General features: G+C 62.8%; 20 protein-coding genes. 7 read left to right on the top strand and 13 right to left on the bottom strand.

Going from position 1 to position 23,865, the window contains the following annotated elements:
• The first annotated feature begins 114 nt into the window (after positions 1–114).
• Positions 115–993: a deoxyribonuclease IV gene (locus ACR9Y2_RS33295; RefSeq protein WP_435046197.1), complete on the top strand. Its 879-nt coding sequence runs from the start codon at positions 115–117 to the stop codon at positions 991–993.
• Complete coding sequence (gene leuS, locus ACR9Y2_RS33290) at positions 954–3,392, top strand: leucine--tRNA ligase (protein WP_435046196.1); 2,439 nt, start codon at positions 954–956, stop codon at positions 3,390–3,392. The genes ACR9Y2_RS33295 and leuS overlap by 40 nt, the downstream gene beginning before the upstream one ends.
• A 35-nt stretch (positions 3,393–3,427) precedes the next feature.
• Here leuS and ACR9Y2_RS33285 read toward each other — a convergent pair whose 3' ends face one another.
• Entirely contained in the window at positions 3,428–5,500 is a 2,073-nt protein-coding gene (locus ACR9Y2_RS33285) for a TonB-dependent receptor (protein WP_435046195.1), read from the bottom strand.
• 112 nt (positions 5,501–5,612) lie between these two features.
• Here ACR9Y2_RS33285 and ACR9Y2_RS33280 point away from each other — a divergent pair, with 112 nt between their 5' ends.
• Together ACR9Y2_RS33280 and ACR9Y2_RS33275 are read left to right on the top strand one after the other, a co-directional pair.
• Complete coding sequence (locus tag ACR9Y2_RS33280; protein WP_435046194.1) at positions 5,613–6,230, top strand: sigma-70 family RNA polymerase sigma factor; 618 nt, start codon at positions 5,613–5,615, stop codon at positions 6,228–6,230.
• The gene (locus tag ACR9Y2_RS33275; RefSeq protein ID WP_435046193.1) at positions 6,227–6,967 is read left to right on the top strand and encodes an anti-sigma factor; all 741 of its coding nucleotides are present in this window, start codon (positions 6,227–6,229) and stop codon (positions 6,965–6,967) included. Before ACR9Y2_RS33280 ends, ACR9Y2_RS33275 begins: the two co-directional genes overlap by 4 nt.
• Here ACR9Y2_RS33275 and ACR9Y2_RS33270 read toward each other — a convergent pair.
• The 8 genes from ACR9Y2_RS33270 to ACR9Y2_RS33235 all read right to left on the bottom strand — a co-directional run bounded on the left by ACR9Y2_RS33270 (position 6,964) and on the right by ACR9Y2_RS33235 (position 15,925).
• Entirely contained in the window at positions 6,964–8,073 is a 1,110-nt protein-coding gene (locus tag ACR9Y2_RS33270) for a glycosyltransferase (RefSeq protein WP_435046192.1), read from the bottom strand. The genes ACR9Y2_RS33275 and ACR9Y2_RS33270 overlap by 4 nt on opposite strands.
• A gap of 102 nt (positions 8,074–8,175) precedes the next feature.
• Complete coding sequence (locus ACR9Y2_RS33265; RefSeq protein WP_194451413.1) at positions 8,176–8,412, bottom strand: YdcH family protein; 237 nt, start codon at positions 8,410–8,412, stop codon at positions 8,176–8,178.
• A gap of 216 nt (positions 8,413–8,628) precedes the next feature.
• On the bottom strand, positions 8,629–9,042 hold the full coding sequence (locus ACR9Y2_RS33260) for a GNAT family N-acetyltransferase (protein ID WP_435046191.1): 414 nt from the start codon (positions 9,040–9,042) through the stop codon (positions 8,629–8,631).
• Positions 9,039–10,625 carry a glycosyltransferase gene (locus ACR9Y2_RS33255; RefSeq protein ID WP_435046190.1) on the bottom strand — a complete coding sequence of 529 codons (1,587 nt, stop codon included), beginning with the start codon at positions 10,623–10,625 and terminating at the stop codon, positions 9,039–9,041. The genes ACR9Y2_RS33260 and ACR9Y2_RS33255 overlap by 4 nt, the downstream gene beginning before the upstream one ends.
• The gene (locus ACR9Y2_RS33250; protein ID WP_435046189.1) at positions 10,622–11,806 is read right to left on the bottom strand and encodes an MFS transporter; all 1,185 of its coding nucleotides are present in this window, start codon (positions 11,804–11,806) and stop codon (positions 10,622–10,624) included. Before ACR9Y2_RS33250 ends, ACR9Y2_RS33255 begins: the two co-directional genes overlap by 4 nt.
• Positions 11,806–13,464 carry a tetratricopeptide repeat protein gene (locus ACR9Y2_RS33245; protein ID WP_435046188.1) on the bottom strand — a complete coding sequence of 553 codons (1,659 nt, stop codon included), beginning with the start codon at positions 13,462–13,464 and terminating at the stop codon, positions 11,806–11,808. The genes ACR9Y2_RS33250 and ACR9Y2_RS33245 overlap by 1 nt, the downstream gene beginning before the upstream one ends.
• 27 nt (positions 13,465–13,491) lie before the next feature.
• Entirely contained in the window at positions 13,492–15,123 is a 1,632-nt protein-coding gene (locus ACR9Y2_RS33240) for a hypothetical protein (protein WP_435046187.1), read from the bottom strand.
• A 7-nt stretch (positions 15,124–15,130) separates the two neighbouring features.
• Positions 15,131–15,925: an ABC transporter ATP-binding protein gene (locus tag ACR9Y2_RS33235; RefSeq protein ID WP_435046186.1), complete on the bottom strand. Its 795-nt coding sequence runs from the start codon at positions 15,923–15,925 to the stop codon at positions 15,131–15,133.
• 427 nt (positions 15,926–16,352) lie between these two features.
• Between ACR9Y2_RS33235 and ACR9Y2_RS33230 the strand changes: the two genes are divergently transcribed.
• Positions 16,353–17,231: an HDOD domain-containing protein gene (locus ACR9Y2_RS33230; protein WP_435046185.1), complete on the top strand. Its 879-nt coding sequence runs from the start codon at positions 16,353–16,355 to the stop codon at positions 17,229–17,231.
• A gap of 72 nt (positions 17,232–17,303) precedes the next feature.
• Here the strand turns inward: ACR9Y2_RS33230 and ACR9Y2_RS33225 are convergent, their stop codons facing one another.
• The 3 genes from ACR9Y2_RS33225 to ACR9Y2_RS33215 all read right to left on the bottom strand — a co-directional run bounded on the left by ACR9Y2_RS33225 (position 17,304) and on the right by ACR9Y2_RS33215 (position 20,862).
• Positions 17,304–17,837, bottom strand: coding sequence for a hypothetical protein (locus ACR9Y2_RS33225; RefSeq protein WP_435046184.1), 534 nt, complete (start codon positions 17,835–17,837; stop codon positions 17,304–17,306).
• Positions 17,838–18,079: 242 nt separating this feature from the next.
• Positions 18,080–19,342, bottom strand: a complete 1,263-nt coding sequence (locus ACR9Y2_RS33220; RefSeq protein ID WP_435046183.1) for a hypothetical protein — start codon at positions 19,340–19,342, stop codon at positions 18,080–18,082.
• A gap of 125 nt (positions 19,343–19,467) precedes the next feature.
• Entirely contained in the window at positions 19,468–20,862 is a 1,395-nt protein-coding gene (locus tag ACR9Y2_RS33215) for a M20/M25/M40 family metallo-hydrolase (protein WP_435046182.1), read from the bottom strand.
• A gap of 58 nt (positions 20,863–20,920) precedes the next feature.
• Here ACR9Y2_RS33215 and ACR9Y2_RS33210 point away from each other — a divergent pair, with 58 nt between their 5' ends.
• A complete protein-coding gene (locus ACR9Y2_RS33210; protein ID WP_435046181.1) occupies positions 20,921–22,384 on the top strand; it encodes a ThuA domain-containing protein in 1,464 nt (487 codons plus the stop codon).
• Positions 22,385–22,386: 2 nt separating this feature from the next.
• Here the strand turns inward: ACR9Y2_RS33210 and ACR9Y2_RS33205 are convergent, their stop codons facing one another.
• On the bottom strand, positions 22,387–23,475 hold the full coding sequence (locus ACR9Y2_RS33205; RefSeq protein WP_435046180.1) for a Gfo/Idh/MocA family protein: 1,089 nt from the start codon (positions 23,473–23,475) through the stop codon (positions 22,387–22,389).
• Between the two features lie 28 nt (positions 23,476–23,503).
• On the opposite strand from ACR9Y2_RS33205, the gene ACR9Y2_RS33200 reads away from it, so the two are divergent.
• Entirely contained in the window at positions 23,504–23,857 is a 354-nt protein-coding gene (locus ACR9Y2_RS33200) for a TfoX/Sxy family protein (protein WP_435046179.1), read from the top strand.
• The last annotated feature ends 8 nt before the right edge of the window (positions 23,858–23,865 follow it).

Raw genomic sequence — 23,865 nt, 5'->3', positions numbered from 1 at the left:
AGGGGTTACAAATTCTTCATGCGAACGATAACCATCCTTGGATTGGCCAAACAGGGCTATCGCCCTTAACGCCCTTTACAATTCCACCCACCCGGCCGCGTTACACTCTGAAGAATGCGAATCGGGATCCATTGCTCCACGTCGGGCGCGCTGGTCAACGCGGCCAAAAAAGCCCAGGAATTGGGCGCCAACTGCCTCCAGATCTTCTCCGCCAGCCCCCGTATGTGGCGCGCCTCCATGCCCTCTGAGGAACAGACCAAAGAGATGAAGGATTTCCGCGCCGCCAACGACCTCACCCCGCTCGTCATCCACGACAGCTACCTCATCAATATGGCGTCCGCCGACTCCGCCATCCGCGAGAAGTCCGTCGCCGGTTTCCGCGGTGAACTCGAGCGCGCCATCGCCATCGGAGCCGAGTACCTCGTCATCCACCCCGGCAGCGCCAAGGACCATACCCTCGAGCTCGGCATCGAAACCCTCGCCCGCTCCCTCGAACGGGCTTCCGAAGGCCTGAAGCCCAAAAACCTCACCCTCCTGCTCGAAAACACCGCCGGAGCCGGCTCCACCATCGGCCGCACCTTCGAAGACCTCAAAGCCATCCGCGACCTCGCGTCTGAAAACGTCCCCTACCCCATCGGCTACTGCCTGGACACCTGCCATCTCTACGTCTCCGGCTTCGACGTCTCCACCGAGGAAGGCCTGGAGAAAACCGTCCGGGAAGCCGAGCTCATCCTCGGCCTGGAGCACATTCCCGTCATCCACACCAACGATTCCAAGGGCGCTTTCGCCTCCAAGCTGGACCGGCATGCGAACATAGGAGAAGGTCACATCGGGTTGGAAGGGTTTCGCAGGATTCTGAACCATCCAAAACTGCGGGACAAGGCGTTCGTGCTGGAGACTCCCATCGACCAGCCGGGCGACGACCAACGCAATGTGGACGCACTAAAATCTATATGCCGGAAAAGCCGTACAACCACCAGGAAATCGAGCTGAATTGGAGCCAGCGCTGGTCCGCCGATCCTGAGCTCTACAAAGCCGTCAACGACGGCGCCAAGCCCCGCTACTACGTCCTCGAGATGCTGCCCTACCCCAGCGGCCGCCTCCACATGGGCCACGTGCGGAACTACTCGATTGGAGACACGCTCGCCCGCTATCAGTGGATGCGCGGCTTCGACGTGCTCCACCCCATGGGTTGGGACGCCTTCGGCCTGCCCGCCGAAAACGCCGCCATCAAGAACAACCGCCATCCCAGCGAGTGGACCCATTCCAACATCGCCCACATGAAGAAACAGCTCCTGCGCATGGGCTTCGCCTATGACTGGGATCGCGAAGTCTCCACTTGTGAGCCCGAATACTACCGCTGGAACCAGTGGTTCTTCCTGCGCATGATGGAACGCGACCTCGCTTACCGCAAGGTCTCCCTCGTCAACTGGTGCCCGGAGTGCGCCACCGTCCTCGCCAATGAGCAGGTGGTGGACGGCTGCTGCTGGCGTCACGAAACCACGCCCGTCGAACAGCGCGAACTCGTCCAGTGGTTCCTGCGCATCACCGCCTACGCCGAGCAACTGCTCGACGACATGAAACAGATCGAGGCCGGCTGGCCCTCCCAGGTGCTCACCATGCAGCGCAACTGGATCGGCCGCAGCGAAGGCACCGAGGTCGATTTCGGCCTGGCCGGCACCGACCAGAAGATCCGCGTCTTCACCACACGCGTCGACACCATCTACGGCGCCACCTGCGTCATCCTCGCGCCCGAGCATCCCCTCTCCAAACAGCTCTGCGAGGGCGCGCTGGCCGTCCAGTTGAAGGCTATGGTCGACGACCAGAGCCGCAAGGACCCCGAGAACCTCGTCAAGGAAGGCTTCTTCACCGGCCACTACGCCGTCAACCCCTATAACGGAGCCACGGTCCCCATCTGGATCGCCAACTTCGTCCTGTGGGGCTACGGCACCGGCGCCATCATGGCCGTCCCCGCGCATGACGAACGCGACTTCGAGTTCTGCACGAAATACGGCATCTCCATCGTGCCCGTCATCCGCCCCGTCGATGGTCCGCTCGCCATCATCGCCACTGAACCGTTCACCGAATACGGCATTGTCGAGAACTCCGGCGAATGGTCCGGCCTGGCCAGCGCCGACGCCCGCAAATTGATGAGCGCCCGCGCCAAGGAAAACGGCTTCGGCGAAGCCTCCATCACTTACCGCTTGAAGGATTGGGGCGTCTCCCGCCAGCGCTACTGGGGCACGCCGATCCCTGTCGTCCATTGCCCGGCCTGCGGCGTTGTGCCCGTGCCCGACGACCAGTTGCCCGTCCTGCTGCCCTCCGACGTCGAACTCACCGGCCAGGGCAAATCGCCGCTCGCTAACCATCCCAGCTTCCTCAATACCACCTGCCCTAAGTGCGGAGGGCCGGCCCAGCGCGAAACCGACACGATGGATACGTTCGTCGACTCCTCGTGGTACTTCTTCCGCTACGTCGATCCCAAGAACGACAAGCTGCCCTTCACCCCGGAGACCGTCCAGCCCTGGTTCCCGGTGGACCAGTACATCGGCGGCGTCACCCACGCCATCCTGCACCTGCTCTACTCGCGCTTCTGGTGCAAAGTGATGCGCGATATCGGCTTGGTCAAGGTAGACGAGCCCTTCAAGAACCTGTTCACGCAGGGTATGGTCCAGCTCAATGGGCAGACCATGTCCAAGTCCAAGGGCAACATCGTCGACCCCGATGACATGGTCGAAAAGTACGGCGCCGATACCTGCCGCCTGTTCACACTCTTCGCCGCTCCGCCGGAGAAGAACATGGACTGGAACGAGTCCAGCGTCGAAGGCCAGTATCGCTTCCTGACGCGGCTCTTCAAGTGGGTGACGCGCAATGCCGACGCCACCGAAGGCAGCGGCGAGACCGATGCCCAGGCCCTGCGCAAGCTCCACCAGACCATCCGCAAGATCACCTCGGACTTCGACAACCGCTGGCACTTCAACACCTCCATCGCCGCCTTGATGGAACTGCTGAATGCCCTCCAGGCCGCCGAAGCCGGCATGTCCCCGGCCGTCCGCCAGGAAGTGGCCGCCAAGCTCACGCTGCTCATCGCGCCCTTCGCGCCCTATGCCGCCGAGGAACTCTGGGCCACCATCGGCAACACCGGCCCCGTCTTCCGCCAGTCCTGGCCCGCCTTCGATCCGGAGCTGGCCAAAGAAGAGGCATTGGAGATCCCCGTCCAGGTCAACGGCAAGCTGCGCGGCCGCATCACCGCCGCCCACGGCTCCACCAAAGAGGAGCAGGAGGCGCTCGCCCTGGCCGACGAAAAGGTGCTGGCGTTCATCGCCGGCCGCCCCATCGTCAAGGTCATCACCCTGCCCGGCAAACTGGTCAATATCGTCATCAAGGGCTAAACCGGCCAGCGGGCTCGCCCCACGCGGGCCCGCTGCTACTTCCGCCGCAGCTTCAACGTCATCCCCACCGTGATCGTCCGCCCATAGCCCGGGGTCGCATGGATCCGCGACATCGGCTCTTCCCCCGGCAGCCGCGACTCGAAGTAGTTCTGCGTCTCGTAGTAAAACCGGTTCATCAGGTTGTCCACGCCCACGTGCAGGTCGATGTTCCGGCTGACCCTGCGAGAAACCCACAAATCAAAGACCGTGTTGCCCGAAGCCACAATGGAGGCGTCTTCACCATCCAGCCGGTAGTGGTCAATCGCCCGCATCCGCAACGACCCGCTCCAACTCCGCCAGCCCGACAACGTCACCCCCGCGTTCGCCACGAAGTGCGGAGCGCTATCCACATACACCCGCGGCGTCCCCAGGTAAAACGCGTTCGTCACCTTCGTAATGCCGCCGTTCAACGAAACAAACCGGTTGAACTCGACTGACGCCTTCGTCTCGAAACCGTACGACCGGCTGGGCCCTTTGAATTCAATCGTGCCGTCATCCGGGATGTACACCTGCTCATTCGACCGCGCGATGTGGAACCCCGCCGCCTGCAGCGCCAACCGGCCCGTCCGGAACGCCACGCCCGACTGCGTGAAATCCGTCGTCGCCACCCGCTCCATCTGCGGGTTCTTCACAATCGCCCGCGCATCGGAAGTCGAGATCCCGCGCCCATAGTTCGCAAACAACGTCACCGGCACCCTGTGCGAAGGAGTGTAGGAAGCGCTCGCCTTCGGCTGCCACCGCCCTGCATTCTCCACACCGCTGCCCAGCGGATCCACGCGATCTGCCAGGTCGAACCGGAACGCATCAAACCGCAGCCCGGCGCCCAGCAGCAGCTTGCCTTGCAGCAGGCTGAAGTTCTCCTGCACATAGCCCGCGCCATTCGTAATATCGGCCTGGGCCCGCGAAGTCACACCCGTCGGTGTCCCGTCGATCCGCGGATACAGCCCGACGTTGATCTGGTTCGCGTGGAAGTTCGCGCCAGTCGACAAGTAACCCGTCATCCCCAGAAACTTATGCGGCCGCAGGTACTGCACGTTCGCCCCCTGCTGCAACCGCGAATCGTGCTGCTGGAACGCATCGCCATTCACCGGATCGTTCAGATAAAAGGTGAAGTCCATGAAGTGATCGAACAACGACCGCCCCACAAACGCGTCCACCTTCCACACCTGCCCGTTGTCGCCCTCCTGGCGCAGATACCCGGCCAGCGTCCCGTTCCACTGCCTGATCCCATTCGTCGGATTCACGGCGCCATACGGGCTCAGCCGCCCCGCGATGATCTCGTCCACCGGCAACTGCCCCGAGGAATAGGAATCCGCCCGCCCGGCATTGAACTTCAAGGCCACCTGCCGCCGCTCGCCCATCCGCTGCGTCACGTTCGCCGTCACGTTGTCCCGCCGGTACCCCAGCGGATTGAGGAACGGTCCGTTCGAGAACGACCCCTCATACGCAAACAGCGCGTCCGTATTCTGCAGCGTCGGGCTATAGGAGAAGAACCCCCGGGCCGTGTCATACGACCCACCCTGCATCCGGAACGTCAGCTCATCCGGCATCGTGTCCCGGGTCAAAATGTGCACCACGCCCAGGCCGCTGAAATCGCCATACTCCGCGCTGAACGGCCCGTTGATCAGGTTCACTTCCTTGATCAGCTCCGGCGACAGGCTCTTCAAACTGCCCAAATAGCCCTGCCCGTGCCCCTGCGTCGACTGGTTCTGACCCACGCCGTCCGTCAGCACCTTCAAGCCGCCGCTCACCCCGCCGTGATCCAGGTTGAAGCCAAACCGCCGGATCTCCACGCTCTTTGCGCCACCCTCGTGCTGCCCTGCATTGATCCCCGCATCCAGGATGTGGAAGATTTGGTCGTCCCGCGAAAACATCGTCTTCTGCACCACTTCGCCGTTGCGCCGGTCGATCGTCACCTCCACCGGACTCCCCTGCACCACCACGCTCTGATGCAGCACCGGAATCACCGGAGGCTCGTCCTTGGCCTTGGTTTCTTCCTGCGCAATCGCGCTTCCAGCCACCATCAACAGGCACATCGAGAATCGGTACATCGGGTTCCTTTGTGGCATGGTATCACGATCATTAGAATCGTATGCGTAAAATCCCGGAGGCTTCTCAGACACCTACGACATCCAACTGCAATCGGATTCCGTACATCTTCGTGAAAGGCAAAAACACCACGTGAGATCGTTTGCTTGGATGTGTGTCTGGATCCTCGTCCCGCTCGCCACCGCCCTGCTGCGGACCCCGGAAGATCGCGCCTTCCTCGAGCGCCTGAAACGCCGCGAACCCGATGCCGCGGCCGAGCTCTACGACCGCTACGGTCGCCTCATCTATTCGCTCGTCTTCCGCATGGTGCGCAACCAAGCCGTCGCCGAAGAGCTCGTGCAGGAAGCGTTCCTGCGTGTCTGGCATCGCTCGCAGTTCTTCGATGCCGAAAAAGGCGGCTTCACCACCTGGATCCTCGCCGTCGCCCGCAACCAGGCCATCGACTACCTGCGCTCCGTCACCGGCCGCCAGTGGAAAGGCGAAGTCGCCATGGACCGCATGGACGAACCCGCCCTCTTCCAGGGCATCGAAGAGGATCTCATCCAGTCGGACCGCATCCACCAGGTTCGCGCCGCCATCACGAAGTTGAAGGATACTCACCGCCAGGTCATCGAGCTGGCTTACTTCGAGGGCCTCTCCCAAACCGAAATCGCGGAACGCATCAGCCAGCCCCTGGGCACCGTCAAAACGTGGCTGCGCACCGGCCTGAAGCTGCTGCGCGATGAACTCGACGCGAAGGTGCCCGCATGAACTGCGACAAGTACGTCGAGGAGTTCGAACTCTACGCACTCGGCCTGCTGGAACAGGCCGAGCAGGCCGAACTCAGCGCACACCTCAATACCGGCTGCGAAACCTGCCAGGCCCGCCTCCGCCATGCCCTGGCGCTGAACTCCATCATTATGCGAAGCGTCGACGAACTGGCTCCGCGCCGCGGCCTGCGCGGCGCCGTCATCCGCACCCTCACCGGCCGCGAATCCTCGCCTGCCTGGTCATTCATCTGGGCCGGAATCGCCGCCGGACTCCTGCTGCTCACCGTCTGGATGGGCAACCAGAATCACGAACAGCAGACCCTGCTGGCCGACGCCCGCCATCAGCTCGAATCGCAAAAAGAGCGTTCCGCGCGCATCCAGCAGGCCTTGGCGGTTCTCGGCGATCCCGGCACCCGCCTCGCCACCGCCGGCCGCGAAGAGGTCAAACCGCGGGCGACTTACTTCCTCAATCCGCGCCGCGGCGTCGTCGTGATCGGCGCCAACCTGGCTGGCCTCGATTCCGCCCACGTCTATCAGATGTGGATCATTCCCAAGGGACAGAACCCCAGGCCCGCCGGCCTGTTCCGGCCTGATGCGGCAGGCAACGTCGTCCACCTGTTCGAGACCCAAATTGCGCCCGGAAGTACGGCAGCGCTGGCACTTAGCGTCGAGCCGGAAGCAGGCTCGGCTGCTCCGACGACGACCCCGATGCTGGTGGCTCCGGTAACCGGCGACTAGGAAATTGCGGGCCGCCGCAGCCCCCTGCGGTGCGCCCGCCACACCAGGATCGACGTGATCCAGTAGTTCCAGACCGACGACAGGGTGACACCCGTCAGGCTGGCCAGCCACAACGGGAACCCCTGCGCCCTCAAGCTGTTGGCGATCTCCAGATTCACCATCAGGCCGATCAGGCAGGCCAGGTAGAACAGCACCAGGCCCACCATCAGCCCCGCGCCCTGCAGCCTTCTGGAGCGGAACGTGAACGCGTTGTTCAGGAAGAAGTTCACGGCAATCACGATCGACGAAGACCAGATGAAGGCTTGCGAGAACTCCACCCCAAAGCGCAGCATCAGCAGGATGATGGACAGATTCACCAGCACGCCGAAGGCGCCCACCATGCCGAAAATCACATAGGTCACCGGCACATAGGCGCCCACCCACTTGTCCAGCAGCAGATGCAGGTACTCCAGGCTGACGATGATGTTCAGTTTGCTCTCGCCGCGCGCCCGCACCCGGAACGTGTAGCCGACTTCGCCCAGCTGTACCGGGCGGCGCGCACTGGCCAGCAAGTCCAATAGAATCTTAAAGCCGGTGCTCGAGAGATCCCTCACGACTTCGTCCAGGAAGCGCCGGTCCAACAGGAAAAAGCCGCTCATCGGATCCGACACCGGCGTCTTCGAAATCGAGCGGCTCAGTGCCTTGCCGGCATTCGACAACAGCACCCTCGACTGCGAGAACTCGCCCATCCCGCCGCCTTCGACATGCCGCGAGCCGACGACGATATCCAGCTGCTGTTGCTTCAACTTAGACAACATCTGGGGCAGCACGCGTTCGTCATGCTGCATGTCGCCGTCGATCACCGCCAGGTAAGGCGTGCTGGTCGACATCATGCCCTCAATTACGGCCGAGGCGAGGCCTTTCCTATTGATTCTTTGGAGGATCCGGATCCGGGGATTGGTTTGGGCGACAGCACGGACATGCTCGGACGTGCCGTCGAGCGAGTCATCGTCTACAAATACGATTTCATACTCAATGCCGGCCAGCGCCCGGTCCACTGCTTCAATCAGGGGCAGAACGTTCGTTTTCTCATTGAAAGTAGGGACGATGACCGCGAGTTCCGGCATTGCGGGGAGAATACCACACTAAAAAGCCCCGGCGAGCCGAGGAGCTTCACCGGGGCCTTCAGTCGAAATTTTTAACGCGCACCAGATGCTGGCGAGCTGAGTTCAGGCTACCTGCGTAGCCCGGTGCCGGTTCATGATCTCCTGCATCTGATCTTTGATGTGGAGCTTCAGTTTCTTCAGCCGGTGTTCCTCAATCTCGTCTTGATCAGTCAACGGCGACTTGTGTTCGATCGCATCGATCTGCCGCTTATACTCAGCATGCTTCTCAGCGAGGGCTCGAAACTCGTCGTTGGCTTGCATCAGGTACGCCTTGAGCTCTTCCTGCGAGAATTTCTCCATATGGGTGGTTCTCCTTGTATCGGGATCCACGCCGAGTCGGGTTGACTTGGACACTGGCTCGGTGTGCTCTCAACAACTGCATCATAAGGTTCAGCGGAGCCCCTCAGGGCCGCTGACACCACGACACTATCATTTTTGCCAGCATCTTACAATCCCATGAACGCCGTACGATGGGTGGACCGCCAGACCCCTTGAAAACAGGGGCTTTTGATCCTGTTATCCGCGGGTCATCATGATCGAATCTTCTACGGGGTAGTTGTAGTACTTACGGCGGTGACCCGTTTTCTTGAACCCGTGCTTGCGATAGAACTCCAGTGCGGGCCTGTTCGTCTCGCGCACATCCAGATACAGGACCTGAAAATCGAGAGTCGCCAGCAGCTGAGTGGCCACGCCCCGCCGCTTCTGCGCCGGTTCAATCGCAACATTCAGGATCTCCGCCTCTGTCCGTCCATCCACCCCATTCGGCAGGGGATGGAAGCACAGGAACCCGATCACGGCGCCGTCTTTCTCGGCCATCATGGTGCTATAGGCCAGGTAGTCGATCGGGTTCCATTGCGCCCCCGTGGGGTTCGCCTTCTGGAGCCGCTCGATTGCATCCATGTCCGCCATCGTCATCGGTCGTATCGTCATTGCTTCCGCCATACTTCCACCTGTTTCGCGGCCAGCGCCGGCCAGCCGTAGCGTTCGATCGCCAACTCGTACGCGGCCTGCGCCAGCGCCGTCCTGCGCTCTTTGTCTTCCAGTAGATACTGGATGCCCTCGGCAAACTCCCGGGCCGTGTCTGCAATCCACACACTCTTGCCGTGTTCCAACCCCAGCCCCGCCACACCCGAAGGTGTTGATACGATGGCCCGCTGGGTCGCCATCGCTTCCAGGGCCTTCAGGTTCGTACCCGCCGACACCACCGTGGGAATCAGTACTAGATGCGTATCTTTATAGAAAGGACGCACGTCCGAAATGAAGCCATGCAGCCGGATGCGCGGGTCGCCCGCGGGCTGGCTCCAGTACAGATGCGGGTCCGGACCGGCCACCACATCCACCTCCAGATCCCCTAACTCCTTCGAAAGAATGGGCCAGACCTGCTCCCGGAAGAAGCGGTAAGCAGCCACGTTCGGGAAGTGCCGAAAGCTGCCAATGAACAGCAACCGCCGCGCCGGTCCCTCTTCAGGAGCCGGGAGGAACCGTTCCAGGTCGACACCATTGGGAATCACGGCCGCACCGGGGTGGTTCAGCAGGCCGGCATCCTTGTCGCTCATCGCCACCACCCGGGGGAACCGCTTCAGCACTTGCTTCTCATACCGGCGCCAGCGGTACAGATCCCACCACGAGCGCAGCGACCGCTCCTGCGCATGCAGCTGCTCGAAGAGATCCCAGGTGACATCGTGTTCCACCAGGACGTCGCCGCCGTAGCGGCCCAGCATCGTGTACTCCACCTGGAGGATTTGGCCGTTCAGTTCCCGCCGGAGTTGCTCGTGCAATTCCGGGGTGTAATACTCGCACGCCTCGGGCGGCAAAAGGGTCGACCAGCGCGGTTCTCGATAGCGCGGTTTCTTCGCAATATACAGAGTTGTGCAGAATTCAGTGAGCTGCGCGAAGTCCGATTCCGACTGTCCATCTTCAAAGGCAAATATCGTCACATCGCAATATCTCGATGCGTTCCGTAGCAAATTGTAGATCCGGACGGCTCCGCCATGCGACAGCGGGTAGGGGCAGTAGGGGCTGAGGACCGCGACTTTCAGTGCGCCGTCGCGAGCCGGACGGCCCTCGATCTTGCGCCAAACTCTAGGCAAATCAGAGACTTCGCGCTTCCGTCCGGGCCACCAGGAGGGCCGCAACCAGATGCGGTCCAGGGGCACGCCGGCGACAAAAAGGGCCGAAGCGAGGGGTGTCGACCAGTGCAAATGGTGACGGTCCAAATTACCGTGAAAAGCGAGCACTTTGCCGGCACAAACGGTGCAGGCCGCCGTGAGTACTCCACGGTGGGAAACCGGAGCCGCGGCCAGGCCCACCCGGTAAGGAGCCAGCGCCCGTCTCGCCCTAAGCCAGATTTCGCCGGTACTATCCCCCTCCTCGACGGGGATATATACCACTCGCCGATCAGGGACTAGTTCGCGCAGCTTGTCGCCATGCGGACCCGGACCGAAGATGGCGATGACCGCTTCGGGTTCCTTGCCGAGCAGCGAGAAGAACGCGCGCTTGAGAAACTGCTTCATGCTTTCGGGCGGAGGGCGATTTGCAGGACCAGCCACGAGGCCATGGGCAACACAGCGACCCCGAGGCAGACCGGAGTGAAGCCATACCGATCGACGACGCGGCCGACCCCACTCGAAAATACACCCTGCAGCAGCCCGTAGACGCTCGTCAGGCCCGAGACGGCGAAGGCGGCGTGCCCTGCTCCGAAGAGGTCGAGCGGCAGCGCGTAGATGTTCACGCTGGAGGCGACGCAGGCAAAGAACGACAGGCAGATGAAGGCGGTGGCGAGTCCCGGAGTGGGCATGAACGGCACCAGCGCCCCGAACAGCAGCAGCAGCGAGCCGCACAGGATGACGCGCAGGCGGGCCGGGGTCACGTCGGCCTTCTGGCCGGCCCAGCGCATGGTCAGCCAGCCTCCGAAGAGGCCGCCGGCGGTAGCGAAGATGGGCGGAATCCAGGCGAGCTGGAAGTTGGCTTCGTGCTGCGGCATGTGATGAACACGCACCAGGAATACTGTAGTCCAGTTCACCCACAGCGAGTAAACAGACATGAGCAGAACGTTGGCCGCAAGCAACGCCCAGTAGCGGCGGTCCTGTAGGATGGCGCGGGCCGGCGCGGCCGCTTTTGTTTCCGGCAGCTGCGGAACACGCTTGGAGACGAAGAACCAAAGCGGGATCCAGAGGAACCCGAACGCGCCGAGCATCACAAACGCCATGCGCCAGCCGTAGAGTCTCGAAATCGTTTCGGCCAGCAGGGGTGCGGCGATGGCTCCGAGGGTGAGTCCGATTTGAAAAACGGCGGCGCCCATGGCACGTTCGCGGGGCGGCAGGTAGATGGCCGAGGCTTTGCCGGTGGCGGGGATGCCGCCGGATTCGCCCAGGCCCAGCAGCCCGCGCGTGGTCATGAGGCCCCTGAGGGAACTGGTGAAGCCGGTGGCCATGCCGGCGAAGGACCAGAGCCCGACGGAGAGGGAGGCTCCGATGGGAAGGCCGAGACGATCGATCAGCAGTCCGGCCAGCGGCGCGGCCAAGGCGTAGGTTAGCGAGAAGACGAGGATCACGTCGCCATAGCCGCCGGCGTTGATGTGGAACTCGCGCATCAACTGGGGCGCGAGCGCGGCCAGGATCTGGCGGTCCATGAAGTTGAGGGCGTTGGCCAGCGCGAAGACGGCGATCGCCAGCCAGCGTAGTTGGGAGACCATTACTGGAGTTCGACCGTCACGACTTCCTTGGGACCGGGCTTGTCCACATATTCGATCTTCACACGGCGGGGCGGGCGCTGCGGTCCGCAGGAGAGCTGGATCTGTGCCTGGTTGGCTCCGAAGACGGCGATTTTGCCGGGGTCGTTGATGATGAACGAGACGGGCTTGCCGTCGGAGCCACGGGCGGAAAGAGTGGCTTTGCCGCCGGCCCGGCATGTGACGCCGTCGAGCGTTCCGGTGAAGCCCACGGCGGGCGGACCGTCCCACCACTGCTCCACTTTCTTATTGCCGACTCCGCCGCCCTTGGCGTTGGCAGCGGCCTCGGCGGCGCGGATGCTGGCCAGGCTCTCGTTCTTCACGCGCTCGAGCTCGTCCTGTTCTTCCTTCTTGAGACGGGCCTTTTCGGCGGCTTGCAGATCGTAGCGCGTCTGTTCGAACTGTTCGCGGGCGGCGGTGATGACGGCGCGTTCCTTCTCGTTGGGAGCGACGCGTTCGGCGGCACGCCAGGCCTTCTCGGCGTCGTCGTATTTCTTGCCGTCGAATTGGGCCTTGGCGAGTTCGATCCAGTATTTGGGATTGCGCGGAGTGAGTTCCGTAGCCTTCTTATAGAGGGCCGCTTTGCGGATGGGCCCGGGCTCCATCGCGGCGAGCTGGGCATAGGGCTCAGCCCAACGCGGATTGCGCGTGGCGGCGCGCTCCAGCAGTTTCTTGTCTTTGTCGAGCAGGCCGAGTTCGTAGAGGCCGCGGGCCCCGGCATTTTCAGTATCGAGGGCCATCTGCTGCAGGGCCTTCTTCGCGTCTTCGGGCTGCTTTTCGGCAAGCAGGGCGAGGCCGAGGCCTTCAAAGCCGAGGGGACCGGGGCGGTCGTTCTGGGCGGTCTGATAGGCGATGCGGACCTTGTCCGGGGCAGCCTGTTGGGCCATGAGTTCATCGCCGGGCAGGACACGCAGGCGGGAGGGCAGCATGGGCACGAAGGTGAAGGCGCGGTCGGGGTCGAGCGGGCGGCCGGCTAGCGTGACGGTGAGGAAGTTGCCCGATTTCAAATACTGCTCGACTTCGGCATCGATGGCGGCCTTGGGCTTGCCGAACGCATTGCGGAAGGCAGCGTCGGGCTCGGCTCCGTTGGCGAGGTTTGAGAGCAGGACTTTGGTGCGGACAGCGGATTCGGGATTAGTGAGCAGGTATTGGAGCAGGGCCCAGGTTTTGGTGCGGGCGTCCTGCGGCGGAGGGACTCCGAGGACGACCTTGCCGCCCTTGAGTTCCATGGTGGAGAAGAGGTCGGCCATGGCGGCTTCGTACTCGTCGGGGATGCGGCCGGTAAGGTTGTCCTCAATGAACATGACGGCAAGCTGGCGGAACCAGGCGATGGGCGGGGTGCTGCCTGCAGGCCAGGTGACCAGCCAGCCGTCGCGCGTGAAGCCGATGCGCGGAGGAGGCGGGTTTTTCGAAGGTTTGGAGACAATGACGGTGATGGGCCAAACGGAGGTGAGTTCCTTGCGGCCGACGGCTTCGCCGAAGATGAAACGGAACTGTTCCAGGTGGTAGAGGGCGGCGCGGGCGCGGTCGTCACCGGCGTCGGTGTAGACGATGAACGGGCCGGACTTGGTTTCGTTCCAGGCGGCGGAGATGGGTAGGGTGGCCAGAACGATGGCAGGCATCCAGGAGGAGGTTCGAGCGCGCATGATTCAGGAGATGGGTCCTTCGCCGCTGGACAACGCGGAGAGGATCGCCTCTCTTCTTTTATCGGCGGCTTGCACGGACGCGTCAAGGGATACCCAGTAAGTCATGCCCGCCACGAGGAACGCGCTGCTGAGCACGATGTAAAACGCCCAGTGGGAGTCGAAGGCGTAGCGCGCCAGATAAGCCAGGGCCACGGGAATCGCCAGGATGGGGTAGAAGAGCAGCAGCATGCCCTGCACTTTGCCGCTGGAAGAACGGCGCCAGGACTGCGACGCATCCACAGGCCGCGGGAAATGGGTGGACGCCAGGTTGCCCATGGCCAGCAGGAAGGTGCAGAGCAGAAGGGTGACCGCGTAGGCTTCCGGGATTTTGTAGAGCGGAAACTTCAGGCGCAGCAGCAGCACGACGCAGGTGACGATGGTGACTTCCAGCAGCAGGAAAAAGACCGCCGTGATGTTCTTGGCGAGCAGTACCGTGGTGAGGGTCACGGGCATCACGTAGTAAGCCTGCGTGGCCGTGCGGTCGAAGCCGAAACAGTTCCAGAAGAGCACCTCGCCCAACAGCAGGGCGGCATAGAGGCTGACCCAGACCAGGATGTTTTCACTGAACACGCCGCGGGTGCTGTTGCGGCCCAGGATCATGGGCAGCCAGATGACGAGGCCGAAACTGAAGCCCATGAAGAAGACCAGCCGGAAACGGGGCGCGCGGATGAGGGAGCGGATCTCCTTCTCGACCAGGATGCTGAGCGGCTCCGGCAGCACTTTGCCGGGCCAGCGGTAGAAAGCCTCGGCGAGGGAGATGGCCCGGGCGGAGGAGGTGGAGCGTTCCTTCGAGATCACCTCGGCGGCATCCCAGCGCAGGCCGCGCTGGAATTGCGAGTATCCGAACCAGGCGGCCACGGCTACCCAGGCGACGAGTGCGAGCAGTGGCAGCAGGGCGAAACCGCCGGCGGCCAGCTGGGCGGTGGCGCGCCAGGGCCAGGGGAAATCGGGGATGCGGCTGCCGTACTGCTGGTAGAGGCCCTTCCATTTGTCGGGCGGGAAGAAGGTGACGATCAACTGCGGCAGGGCGCTGAGCAGGACGAAACCGAAGACCACCACTTCGCGAACGCCGCGGCGGGCCAGCAGGCGAGTGAGCAGGTCGCGGACTCCGGCAGAGAGCAGCAGGTTGAAGGCGCAGAAGGGGATCAACGCCAGGGCGCCCCACCAGGGCACGATGGGGCTGCGCAGGAGGCCGATGGCTCCGCCAATGATAATGAGGACGACCTCGGCGCCCGTGGTGAGGCGCAGCAGTACTTCGATGACGAAGAGTTTGGCCGGCAGGATGGGGTAGACGATCAGGCGGCGAAGGTCGAGCGAGACGCCGGTGGTGGCCAGCATGACGGGGACGAACTGCCAGTAGACGGTGGCGACCAGCAGGCCGGTGCCGATGACGGTGGCCAACGTGTTGTTGGTGGAGATCTGCGGGATGCCGGTGGCAGCCAGGAAGGCGAGGAAACAGACGCCGCCATACCAGACGAGTGAGGAGATCCAGTAGACCGCGCGCCCGGAACTGGAGCCGCCGCCGGAGAACTTGTTGTAGATCCCCTTGAACTGGGCCCAGAGAATGGCGCGGACCTGATCGTTGAGGAAGTTCATTGGCGTTTCACAGCCAGTCGATGGATTCAGAGGCGCGGGCCGGTCCGCCGACGACGCGAACAAAGATGTCTTCCAATGTTTCGGGGGCGCCGGGACGGTCGGGATCGGCGGCGACACCGGCTCGGAGTTCGGAGAGTGGACCATCGACGGCAATGCGGCCCTGGTTGATGATGGCGACGCGGTCGCAGAGGCGTTCAACGACTTCGAGAACGTGGGAGGTGAGGAAAATGGTGGCGCCCTGGCGGACCTGATCGAGGAGGATGTCCTTCATGAGGCGCGCGCCGACGGCATCGACGCCTTCGAAGGGCTCGTCGAGGAGGTAGAGTTCGGGCCGGTGGATGAGGGCGGCGGCCATGGCGACGCGCTTCTTCATGCCCTTGGAGTATTCCCCGATCAGTTTGCGGCCGGCGCCGTGGAGTTCGAAGAGTTCGAGGAGCTCGGAGGTGCGCTGGTGGGCGAGGTCGCGGCCGAGGCCGTACATACGTCCGACAAACTCGATGAACTCGCCGCCGGTGAGGTGATCGAAGAGGAGGGTATCGTCGGGCACGAGTCCGATTTTGCTTTTGATGGCGACGGCATCGCCGGGCATGTCGTGGCCAAGGATCCGGATGGAGCCGGAGGTGGCCGGAGCGAGGCCCATCAGCATGCGGATGGTGGTGGTTTTGCCGGCGCCATTGGGACCGAGAAAGCCGAAGAAGCAGCCGCGTTCGACACGGAGGGTGAGTCCGTCGACAGCGGCTTTCTCGCCGTAAACCTTACGTAGGTCTGTCACTTCGATGGCGGGCCCGGGTTCTGGAAGCACTCGAATCTATCGTAGCTGGTTAGCAGCCCGTGACAGTAGTCGCGCAGCCGCGTTCGCACCGCCGCCGGTAACGGAATGAACCTCAAGGCGATTTCGAAGCCATTCCGCATAGGGTCCCCTCATTGAGTGGGGGAAGGCCGGCGCCGGAGCGAACCCAAAGGGCGACAAGGGGTTGCGGCCCATGGCAGTGTCGAGCCGACCTCCGAGTGGCCGGCACTCGTTCGGCCGGCTCTTCGCGCCCTGGGCTCGCAAGCCCTTGCCGCGCGGCTAGCGGGACTCCTGTCGCGGACTGCTATCAGGTGATTTACATTAAGGCCCTGGGGAGGCCTAGTTCTAGGTAATAGTACTGGCCAGCCGATAGGGACAAAGAAATTAAAAAGCCTATATCGCCCTGGATACCGTGGCGTGTGAGGCCGATAGAGATATCGTGAGCCCGAGTATCCTAAACCGCGTCTCCTACCGCGAACTGGCTATGCGCAGCCTCGACAAGCTGCCGCCGTTTTCGCCGGTGCTCAACCATCTGATCGCGAGCCTGGCGGATGACGACGTGTCGTTCGCGCGGCTGGCGGATGTGATTGAGCGGGACACGGTCTTGTCGGGCAACATCCTGCGGCTGGTGAATTCGGCGCTGTATGGGCGGCGCGGGACGATCAGCAGTGTGCGGGCGGCGGTGTCGATTCTGGGCATCAATAAGCTGCGCAACTACCTGCTGGGCCTGTCGGTATCGAGGATGTGGGCCAAGGTGGCGACGCCGCCGGGCTGGTCGATGGCGCGATTCAACGATCATTCGGTTTCGGTGGCGATTCTGTCCGATCTGCTGGTGCAGAAGACCAAGGTGGACTTCCCGGAAGGCGCGTTTGTGGCCGGGCTGCTGCACGACCTGGGGCGGATGATGATTGCGATCGCGCTGCCGAAAGAGTTCGTGCTGATCCAGAACGAGCATCGGGATTCCGGGCAGCCGCTGGAAGTTTGCGAGCACAAGATGTTGGACGTGACGCATGCTGAGTTGTCGGCGGCGGCGTTATCGCGCTGGAATCTGCCGGTGTTGATCCAGAAGGCGGTGTTGTACCACCACCGGTCTGAGATCGATCCGACGGTGGGCAGCAAGGGCCCGTTGACGTTAAGCGCCGTGGTGGAGACCGCGAATTCGCTGGCGAATGAAGCGAAGCACGGGATCACGGATACGGATGAGCAGTTGGCGGAGCCGACGGCAGAGGCGCTGAAGCGGATTGGGCGGGTGGATCTGGAAGAGGGGCTGATGGTGCAGTTTGAGGCGGAGCTGCATGCGGTGCGGTCGCAGTTGTAGGGACTTCGGCGCTCCGATCAAGCTTTGTGTTTCAGGGATTCAACGGTCATTCAGTATAGATGCACGCGCCGGCTACCTGACCGGATGGCGCGGTTTACCCAACTCTTGAATGATTCGGGTGGCGGCTACTGACCCGATCTCAGCCGTGTGTGTACACTGCCCGCTGATGAGGATCCGGCGGCCGACGGGCAGGACGCCCTTCCAGGGATCGGGCCACTCGACGTTGCGGTCTTCCACTCGGACGATGACGTGTTTTGTGGCTTGGATTTTGCGCGCGAATACGACGTATTCCTTGCCTAATTTGAAGCCCCAGCCACCGCAGTCGCCGGCAGGATTCTGGTCGTAAACTGCCAGTTCCTTTGAATCTGGCCCCTTCCAAATCGACATAACCTTGAACCGGATTCGGTACCGGTGACGACCGTATTCGGAGGGTGCCAGTTCCTGCCTCTCGATGACCTGGCCGGTGAAGACTGCTGCGGCCTGACGGACTGCCTCCGGAACAGGCGGAGCTTTGCAGTCGCAGGCGTAGAGCGGTACGAGTGGCAGGAAGGCGGCCAGGGCGAGCTGAATCGCGGACGAACGGAATGAACAGGTTCCCGATGACATGCTGCCCCTGCCTGGGAATCTAGGCACCAAAAACCATTTGTCCTAACTGGTCGCCGAGCCGGGCTACTTCGACCGGATCGGTTGAGTTGCGGAAGCTTTCAGCGAGCTCGACGAACATCTGGTCTTCCCTTCCCGGCAATCCGTTTGCTGCATCTGGGGGATTGTGATCGCACTTTTGCGGCGCCGGCTCGCGCGAGGGACTCATTCCACCAGTTTGCTACTAAATATCGAGGAATGCCCAGCTATTTCGTGGCCGCGATCGGGCCCGGCTTGGCGATCTCCGCCAGGCTCCCCATCTGCTTCGCCGTCAGCGCCCGGTCGAACACCGCGACACCTCCGATATAGCCCGTAAAGCCCACGCTTTTGGACGTGTGGATCACCCGCCCTATCGTGAAGGGGCCGCCTTCCTCCTTCGTCTTTGGGTTGTACAGGTCGTGGCCGAACCAGAACGGGTTCGCCTTCAGGGCTACCAGTTCCCTTTGGACCACCTGCCAAGGGCCCTTCCCTGCCCGCCGCAGATGGACGCGCACTTTCGTATAGCGAAACGTCTGCAGTTCCTGCCGGCTCGTCGGCGTCGATTGCTCCACTTGGCGGCGTAGCGGTTTGCTCTCCGGGGGCTCGTAATACTGGTCTGCGGGAAAGGCCGGGTCCTCGCCCTCCTGCAGGCCCGGTTGACGGTGCAGTTGAGCCTGCTGCCAGCCTTTGGCCGGCCATTGGAAGAAGGGGTGCTTCTGCGGATTCTCGATCCAGAATTCCGTCGCCTTGCCGTTCAGATACGCCGTCACCTCGTTCTTCCGGTTGTCGAAGGTGAAGCCGGCGAGCTGCCACGACTGGTCCAGGACCTGCTCCGGGGCGCCGGACGGGACGGCAGGCAGCACCTCCGGGGTCGACGCCAGGTTTCGGGCGTAACGGTCTCCGAAGGAGCTGCGGCCGTTTTCGGAGACGTGGACCGCCGATGCTCCGTTGTTGGCCGCGAGTCCGGCGAAGAGGGCGTACTGGCGCATGCCTCGTTCCACACGAGCCACGCCATTGCCGAGGTCCGTGCCTTCGTGCCAGATGCCGGCCAAGGCGTGGTTGCCGCTTTCGCGGATCAGCCAGACGAGCATGGAGACGGAACGGTTCGGGCCCTTCACGTCCAGCGGCGTGTCATGCAGACGGTCTCTCGGGAGGATCAGGCATGGGCGGAAGTTCGGGTCCGTTTCCTGACGGATCTGGATCGCCTGGCCGAAGGGGCCACGGCCCAGCAGTGGGAAGTCGGCATAGGTGGCGGGACGGCCTTGCTGCCAGTAGTCGTGGACGTAATTGATGGCGTCGAGATGGAAGTCCGCTGTCGCGCCTGGTCGCTGATGAGCCGTGAAGCAGCCTTCGGCGTCTTTCTCGACGAAGTCCCAGAGGGCTACGAAGCCCGGGGTTCTCGTCACCTGGCGGGTCCGTTCCTGGACTTGGGGGTCGGCGGCAGGCAGCATGGCGGCGGACAGCAGGAGGGTTACGAACAACTTCCACATTTCACGGATATTGTTTCACCTGGAGGTTCTTCGGTTGGGGGACGTTCCGGCCATGGCCACCTGGGGTCTACTTAGAACTTGCAGACTCACGGCGTTTTGGGCCACGGCGGAACGTCCCCACTGGATTAGTTGTGGGCCGACATTGCTACTACGGCGTCGTACTGGAAGCGCAGGAAACGGTAGAGTTCGTCTTCCAGGATGCGCTCCTGGTCGGAATGAGCGCCGTAGCCCTTCTCCAGTTCTTCGACGTCCAGCAGCGGACCTACGCCATAGCACTGCATGCCCTTGGCGCGGAAATACGACATATCCGTGGCTCCGGTGAGCATGCTGGGCAGCGTCACGGCTCCGGGGTAGTGCTTGCGCTGCATGGCTTCCAGCGTTTTGAACATCTCGGTATCGAGCTTGGAGACGGGCGCCGCCGGACGGCCGAGGGGCTGGCGCTGGATCTCCACCTGGTCGTCACCAATCTTGCGCTTGAGTTCGGCGAAGAAGGCGTCGAGGTCTTCACCGGGCAGGGCGCGGATGTCGAGCGTCACTTCGGCGGCGGCCGGGATCACGTTGTTGCGATAGCCGGCATGAAAGATGGTGGGCGAGATGGAGGTGCGCAGCATGGAGTAGTGCGCGGGTTCGTTGGCGCGCAGGTATTCCTGGATGGCGGCGGAGCGGTCTGGGTTCGCGAGACCGTTGTAGCGGGCGGCTTGCTCGGGTCCGCTCACGGTGGCGAGGCGTTCGAAATAGGTGCGGGTGGTGTCGTTGAGCTTCATCGGCGGCTGCCAGTTGGCGGCTTTTTCCACGGCGCTGGAGAGACGGGCGATGGCGTTGTCGACGCGCGGGACGGAGCCGTGCCCGGCGGTGCCGGAGGTCTTGAGAACGGCGCGGGCCGGGATCTTCTCAGACGTCATGATGTTCACAGAGATGAGCTTGCCGCCGCGGCGCATGGCTCCGCCGCCTTCGGCCAGGCAGAATTCGGCGTCGATCTCGGCCCAGTGCTCTTCGGCGATGAAGCCGGCTCCGATGGAGGAGTTGCCCTCTTCGGCGGCTTCCGCGAGGAAGATGACGTCGCGGTCGAGGGTGACGCCGAGGCGCTTCAAGGTGACCATGGTCATCAGGCAGGCGACGAGGTTGTCCTTGTCATCGACGGTGCCGCGGCCGTAGATGTAGCCGCCGGCGCGGTCGGCTGAGAAGGGGCCGTGATCCTTCCACTTGGTGGGGTCGATGTTGACGACATCGGTGTGGCCGACGATCAGGATGGGCCGCTTGGAGCCGTTGCCTTTCAGGCGGGCGACGAGGTTGGGGCGGTTGGGCACCTTGGTGAAGGTCTTGACCGGGATGCCTTCAGCTTCCAGCACCTGTTTGACGTAGTTGGCGGCCTCGGTTTCGTTGCCGGGCGGGTCGCTGGTGTCCATGCGGATGAGGGCCTGGAAATGTTTGAGGGTTTCGGCCTGGATCTTCGGCCAATCGGGCTCGGCGGCAAGGGCGGCCAGACAGAAGGGCAGGAGCAGGAAGAGCCGGGGAGTCATTGGGCGAGTATAACAATGGAGCCGCAAGCGGATAGAATGTGACCGAGGTATCCGGATTATGAGATGGTTTGCTCTCCTTCTGATTCTGGCGCAGGCGGTGCTGGCGCAGGCTCCGGCGGGTCCGCCGAAGATCAAGACGCTGCTGATTACGGGCGGTGCCGTGGGCGGTCACGACTGGAAGACGGTGTCGCCGCTGCTGGTTAAGGCGTTGACGGAGACGGGCCGTTTCGACGTGCGTGTGACCGAGGAGTTCAAGGGTGCCGGCGATGAAACCTTGGCCGGGTATGACTTGGTGGTGCTGAACTTCTACGACGGCCGGAATAAAGAGATGTGGTGGGGCGACCGGGCGCAGACCGCGTTGTTGAACTACGTGCGCGAGGGCAAGGGCCTGGTGATGTACCACTTCTCCACGGCGGCGTTTGACGGCTGGACGGAGTACGAAAAGATGTCGGGCGGCAACTGGCGTCCGAACTATGGCCACCACTCGGCGGCGCACGATTTCACGGTGGACATTACGGATGCGAACCATCCGATCACGAAGGGGCTGGCGAAGAAACTGCGGCAGCCGAATGATGAGCTGTATGCGAATCTACGCTGGCAGCCAACGGGCACCTATCACGTGCTGGCCACGGCGTGGGACGACCACAAGCTCTACAACGCCAACGACAAGCAGCCGAAGCCGGGCGACGGGCTGAATCAGCCGATGCTGTGGACGCTGGAATACGGCAAGGGGCGGGTCTTCGGGACGGCGTTGGGGCATGACGGTCCGGCGGTGAAGACGCCGGCATTTGTCACGACGTTTGTGCGTGGAGCGGAGTGGGCGGCTACGGGCTCGGTGACGACCGCGATTCCGCCCAAGCTGGCTGACGGACCGAAAGTGGAAGAGGCCCAGCCGAGCGTAGTGACTCCGGGCGTGGGCTCGGCTCCTGCTTCCGATGCGGTGGTCCTGTTCAACGGCAAGGACATGACGGGGTGGGTGAAGAAAGATGGAACCCCTTCGGGCTGCAAGGCGGTGAAGGGCGAGATGCACTGCAAGACGGGCGCGGGCGATGCTTATACGGCGGCGAAGATCGGCAGTGCACAGATTCACCTGGAGTTCCAGATTCCGGCGATGCCGGACCAGAAGGGGCAACTGAAAGGGAACAGCGGCGTCTATCTGCAGTCGTTGACTGAGCTGCAGGTGCTGGACGGGTATCAGAATCCGACCTACGCCACGGGCGTGGTGGGTGCGATATACGACCAGTATCCGCCGCTGGTGAATGCGTCACGTAAGCCGGGCGAGTGGTCGAGCTATGACATCGTGGTGCGGCTGCCGAAGTGCAAAGAGCGGAAGCAGCAACTGGAGCCCGGCTATGTCACGCTGCACCTGAACGGTGTACTGGTGCAGGACCGGAGCGAGCTGCGATTCCGGCCTGGAATGTGCGAGGCCGCTCCGTTGATGCTGCAGGATCATTCGGGGTTCCCGGGGGCTCCGGATACGACGATGAAGTTCCGGAACCTGTGGTACCGGCCGTTGGAATAGCGCTACTTCAAGGTGACGCGGCGCCCGGTCTTGGCCGATTCGCGGGCGGCTTCCAGGATCTCGGTGACCACCATGTTGTTCTCGAGAGACGAGAGGCCTGAGGGTTTGAGGGTGCCGCGCACCACGGCCGTGAGGTAAGAGATCGAATCGCTCTCGTCGGCCGGCAGGGCGGCGGGCGTCTCGGTGCGTTCATCATTGCGGCCCGGTTGGCGGGTGCGCAGGATGTTGCCTCCGACGGCGATGGCCGTGCCCTTCTCGGTGTAGACTTCGAGGTCCTTGCGGCTGTAGGGCCAGTTCCAGGAGCCTTCGATGATGCCGATGGCCTTGGGATACTCCACAAGCACATTGGCTTCGTCGTCGACATTCGGATAAATGGCGGGCTTGATGCGCTGTGTCATGGCGGTGACGGCGAGGGGCCGCTGGCCGTCCATCAGCCAGGTCATCAGGTTGGCGCCGTAGCAGCCGAAGTCGAACAGAGCGCCGGCGCCGTTCTTGACGGGATCAGCCAGCCAGCCGAGGAACTCCGGCCCGACTCCGATCTCCTTCGGACCCTGGTGGCCATCCATCGCGACCATCTTGCGAATATCGCCGATCGCCTTCTGCTTCTTCACCAGGTTGTAGATGGCGGCGTGGCTGCGATACCAGGTGGTCTCGTAGTTCACGATGACGTGGATGCCGGTGGTGGCGGCGGCATGTTGGATGGCCCGCGCGTGTTCCATGTTCACGGCCAGCGGTTTCTCCATCATCACGTGAATCTTTCGGATAGAGGCGGCCTGGACGATGATGGGGTGATCGAAGGTGGAGGTGAACGACGCGACGGCCTCCGGCTTGGTCTTGTCGAGCATGACATTCAGGTCAGTGAAGAACAGGCCGGGCTCGAGGTGATACTTTTCGGCGTACTTGGCGTGGAGTTTGGTGTCGGGGTCGTAGAGGCCGACGATCTGGACGCGTTTGCCTTGGGCGTTGCGCAGGAATCCATCGACGTGGCCGTGGACCAAGCCGGCGATGGCGAGGCGCAGCGGCGGCGCGGAATCCTGGGCAAAAACCGTGGCGGCGAGGGAGGCGAGAGCGAGGGTCCGAAAAAAGGTCACGGCAGCATCATATCCTGGAAGGAACCCCATGGGTGCGAGTAATCAATATCTGGACTTCCTGCATGAGTGGCTTTCGCCTCTGGGCGAGATCTCGGCACGAGCCATGTTCGGCGGCCACTGCCTGTATTGCGACGGGCTGACATTCGCCCTGGTGGCCGGCAACACGTTGTATCTGAAGGCGGATGAGCTTTCCAAGGCGAATTTCACGGACCTCGGACTGAAGCCCTTCCAGCCGTTTCCCGACAAGCCGGAGGTGATGCAGTACTACGCTCCGCCGCCTGCATTTTTCGACAATGAGGAAGAGATGGAACGATGGGGGCGCCTGGCCGTCGAGGCCGCCCGGCGGGCGAAGGCCAGGAAGGGGAAACGCAAGCGTGCCTGAGCCGCGTC

It is taken from the genome of Paludibaculum fermentans (assembly GCF_051172195.1).
Taxonomy (GTDB): domain Bacteria; phylum Acidobacteriota; class Terriglobia; order Bryobacterales; family Bryobacteraceae; genus Paludibaculum; species Paludibaculum fermentans_A.
The sequence above is the reverse complement of the archived record's forward strand: the minus strand, read 5'-3'. Positions and strand labels throughout refer to the sequence as shown.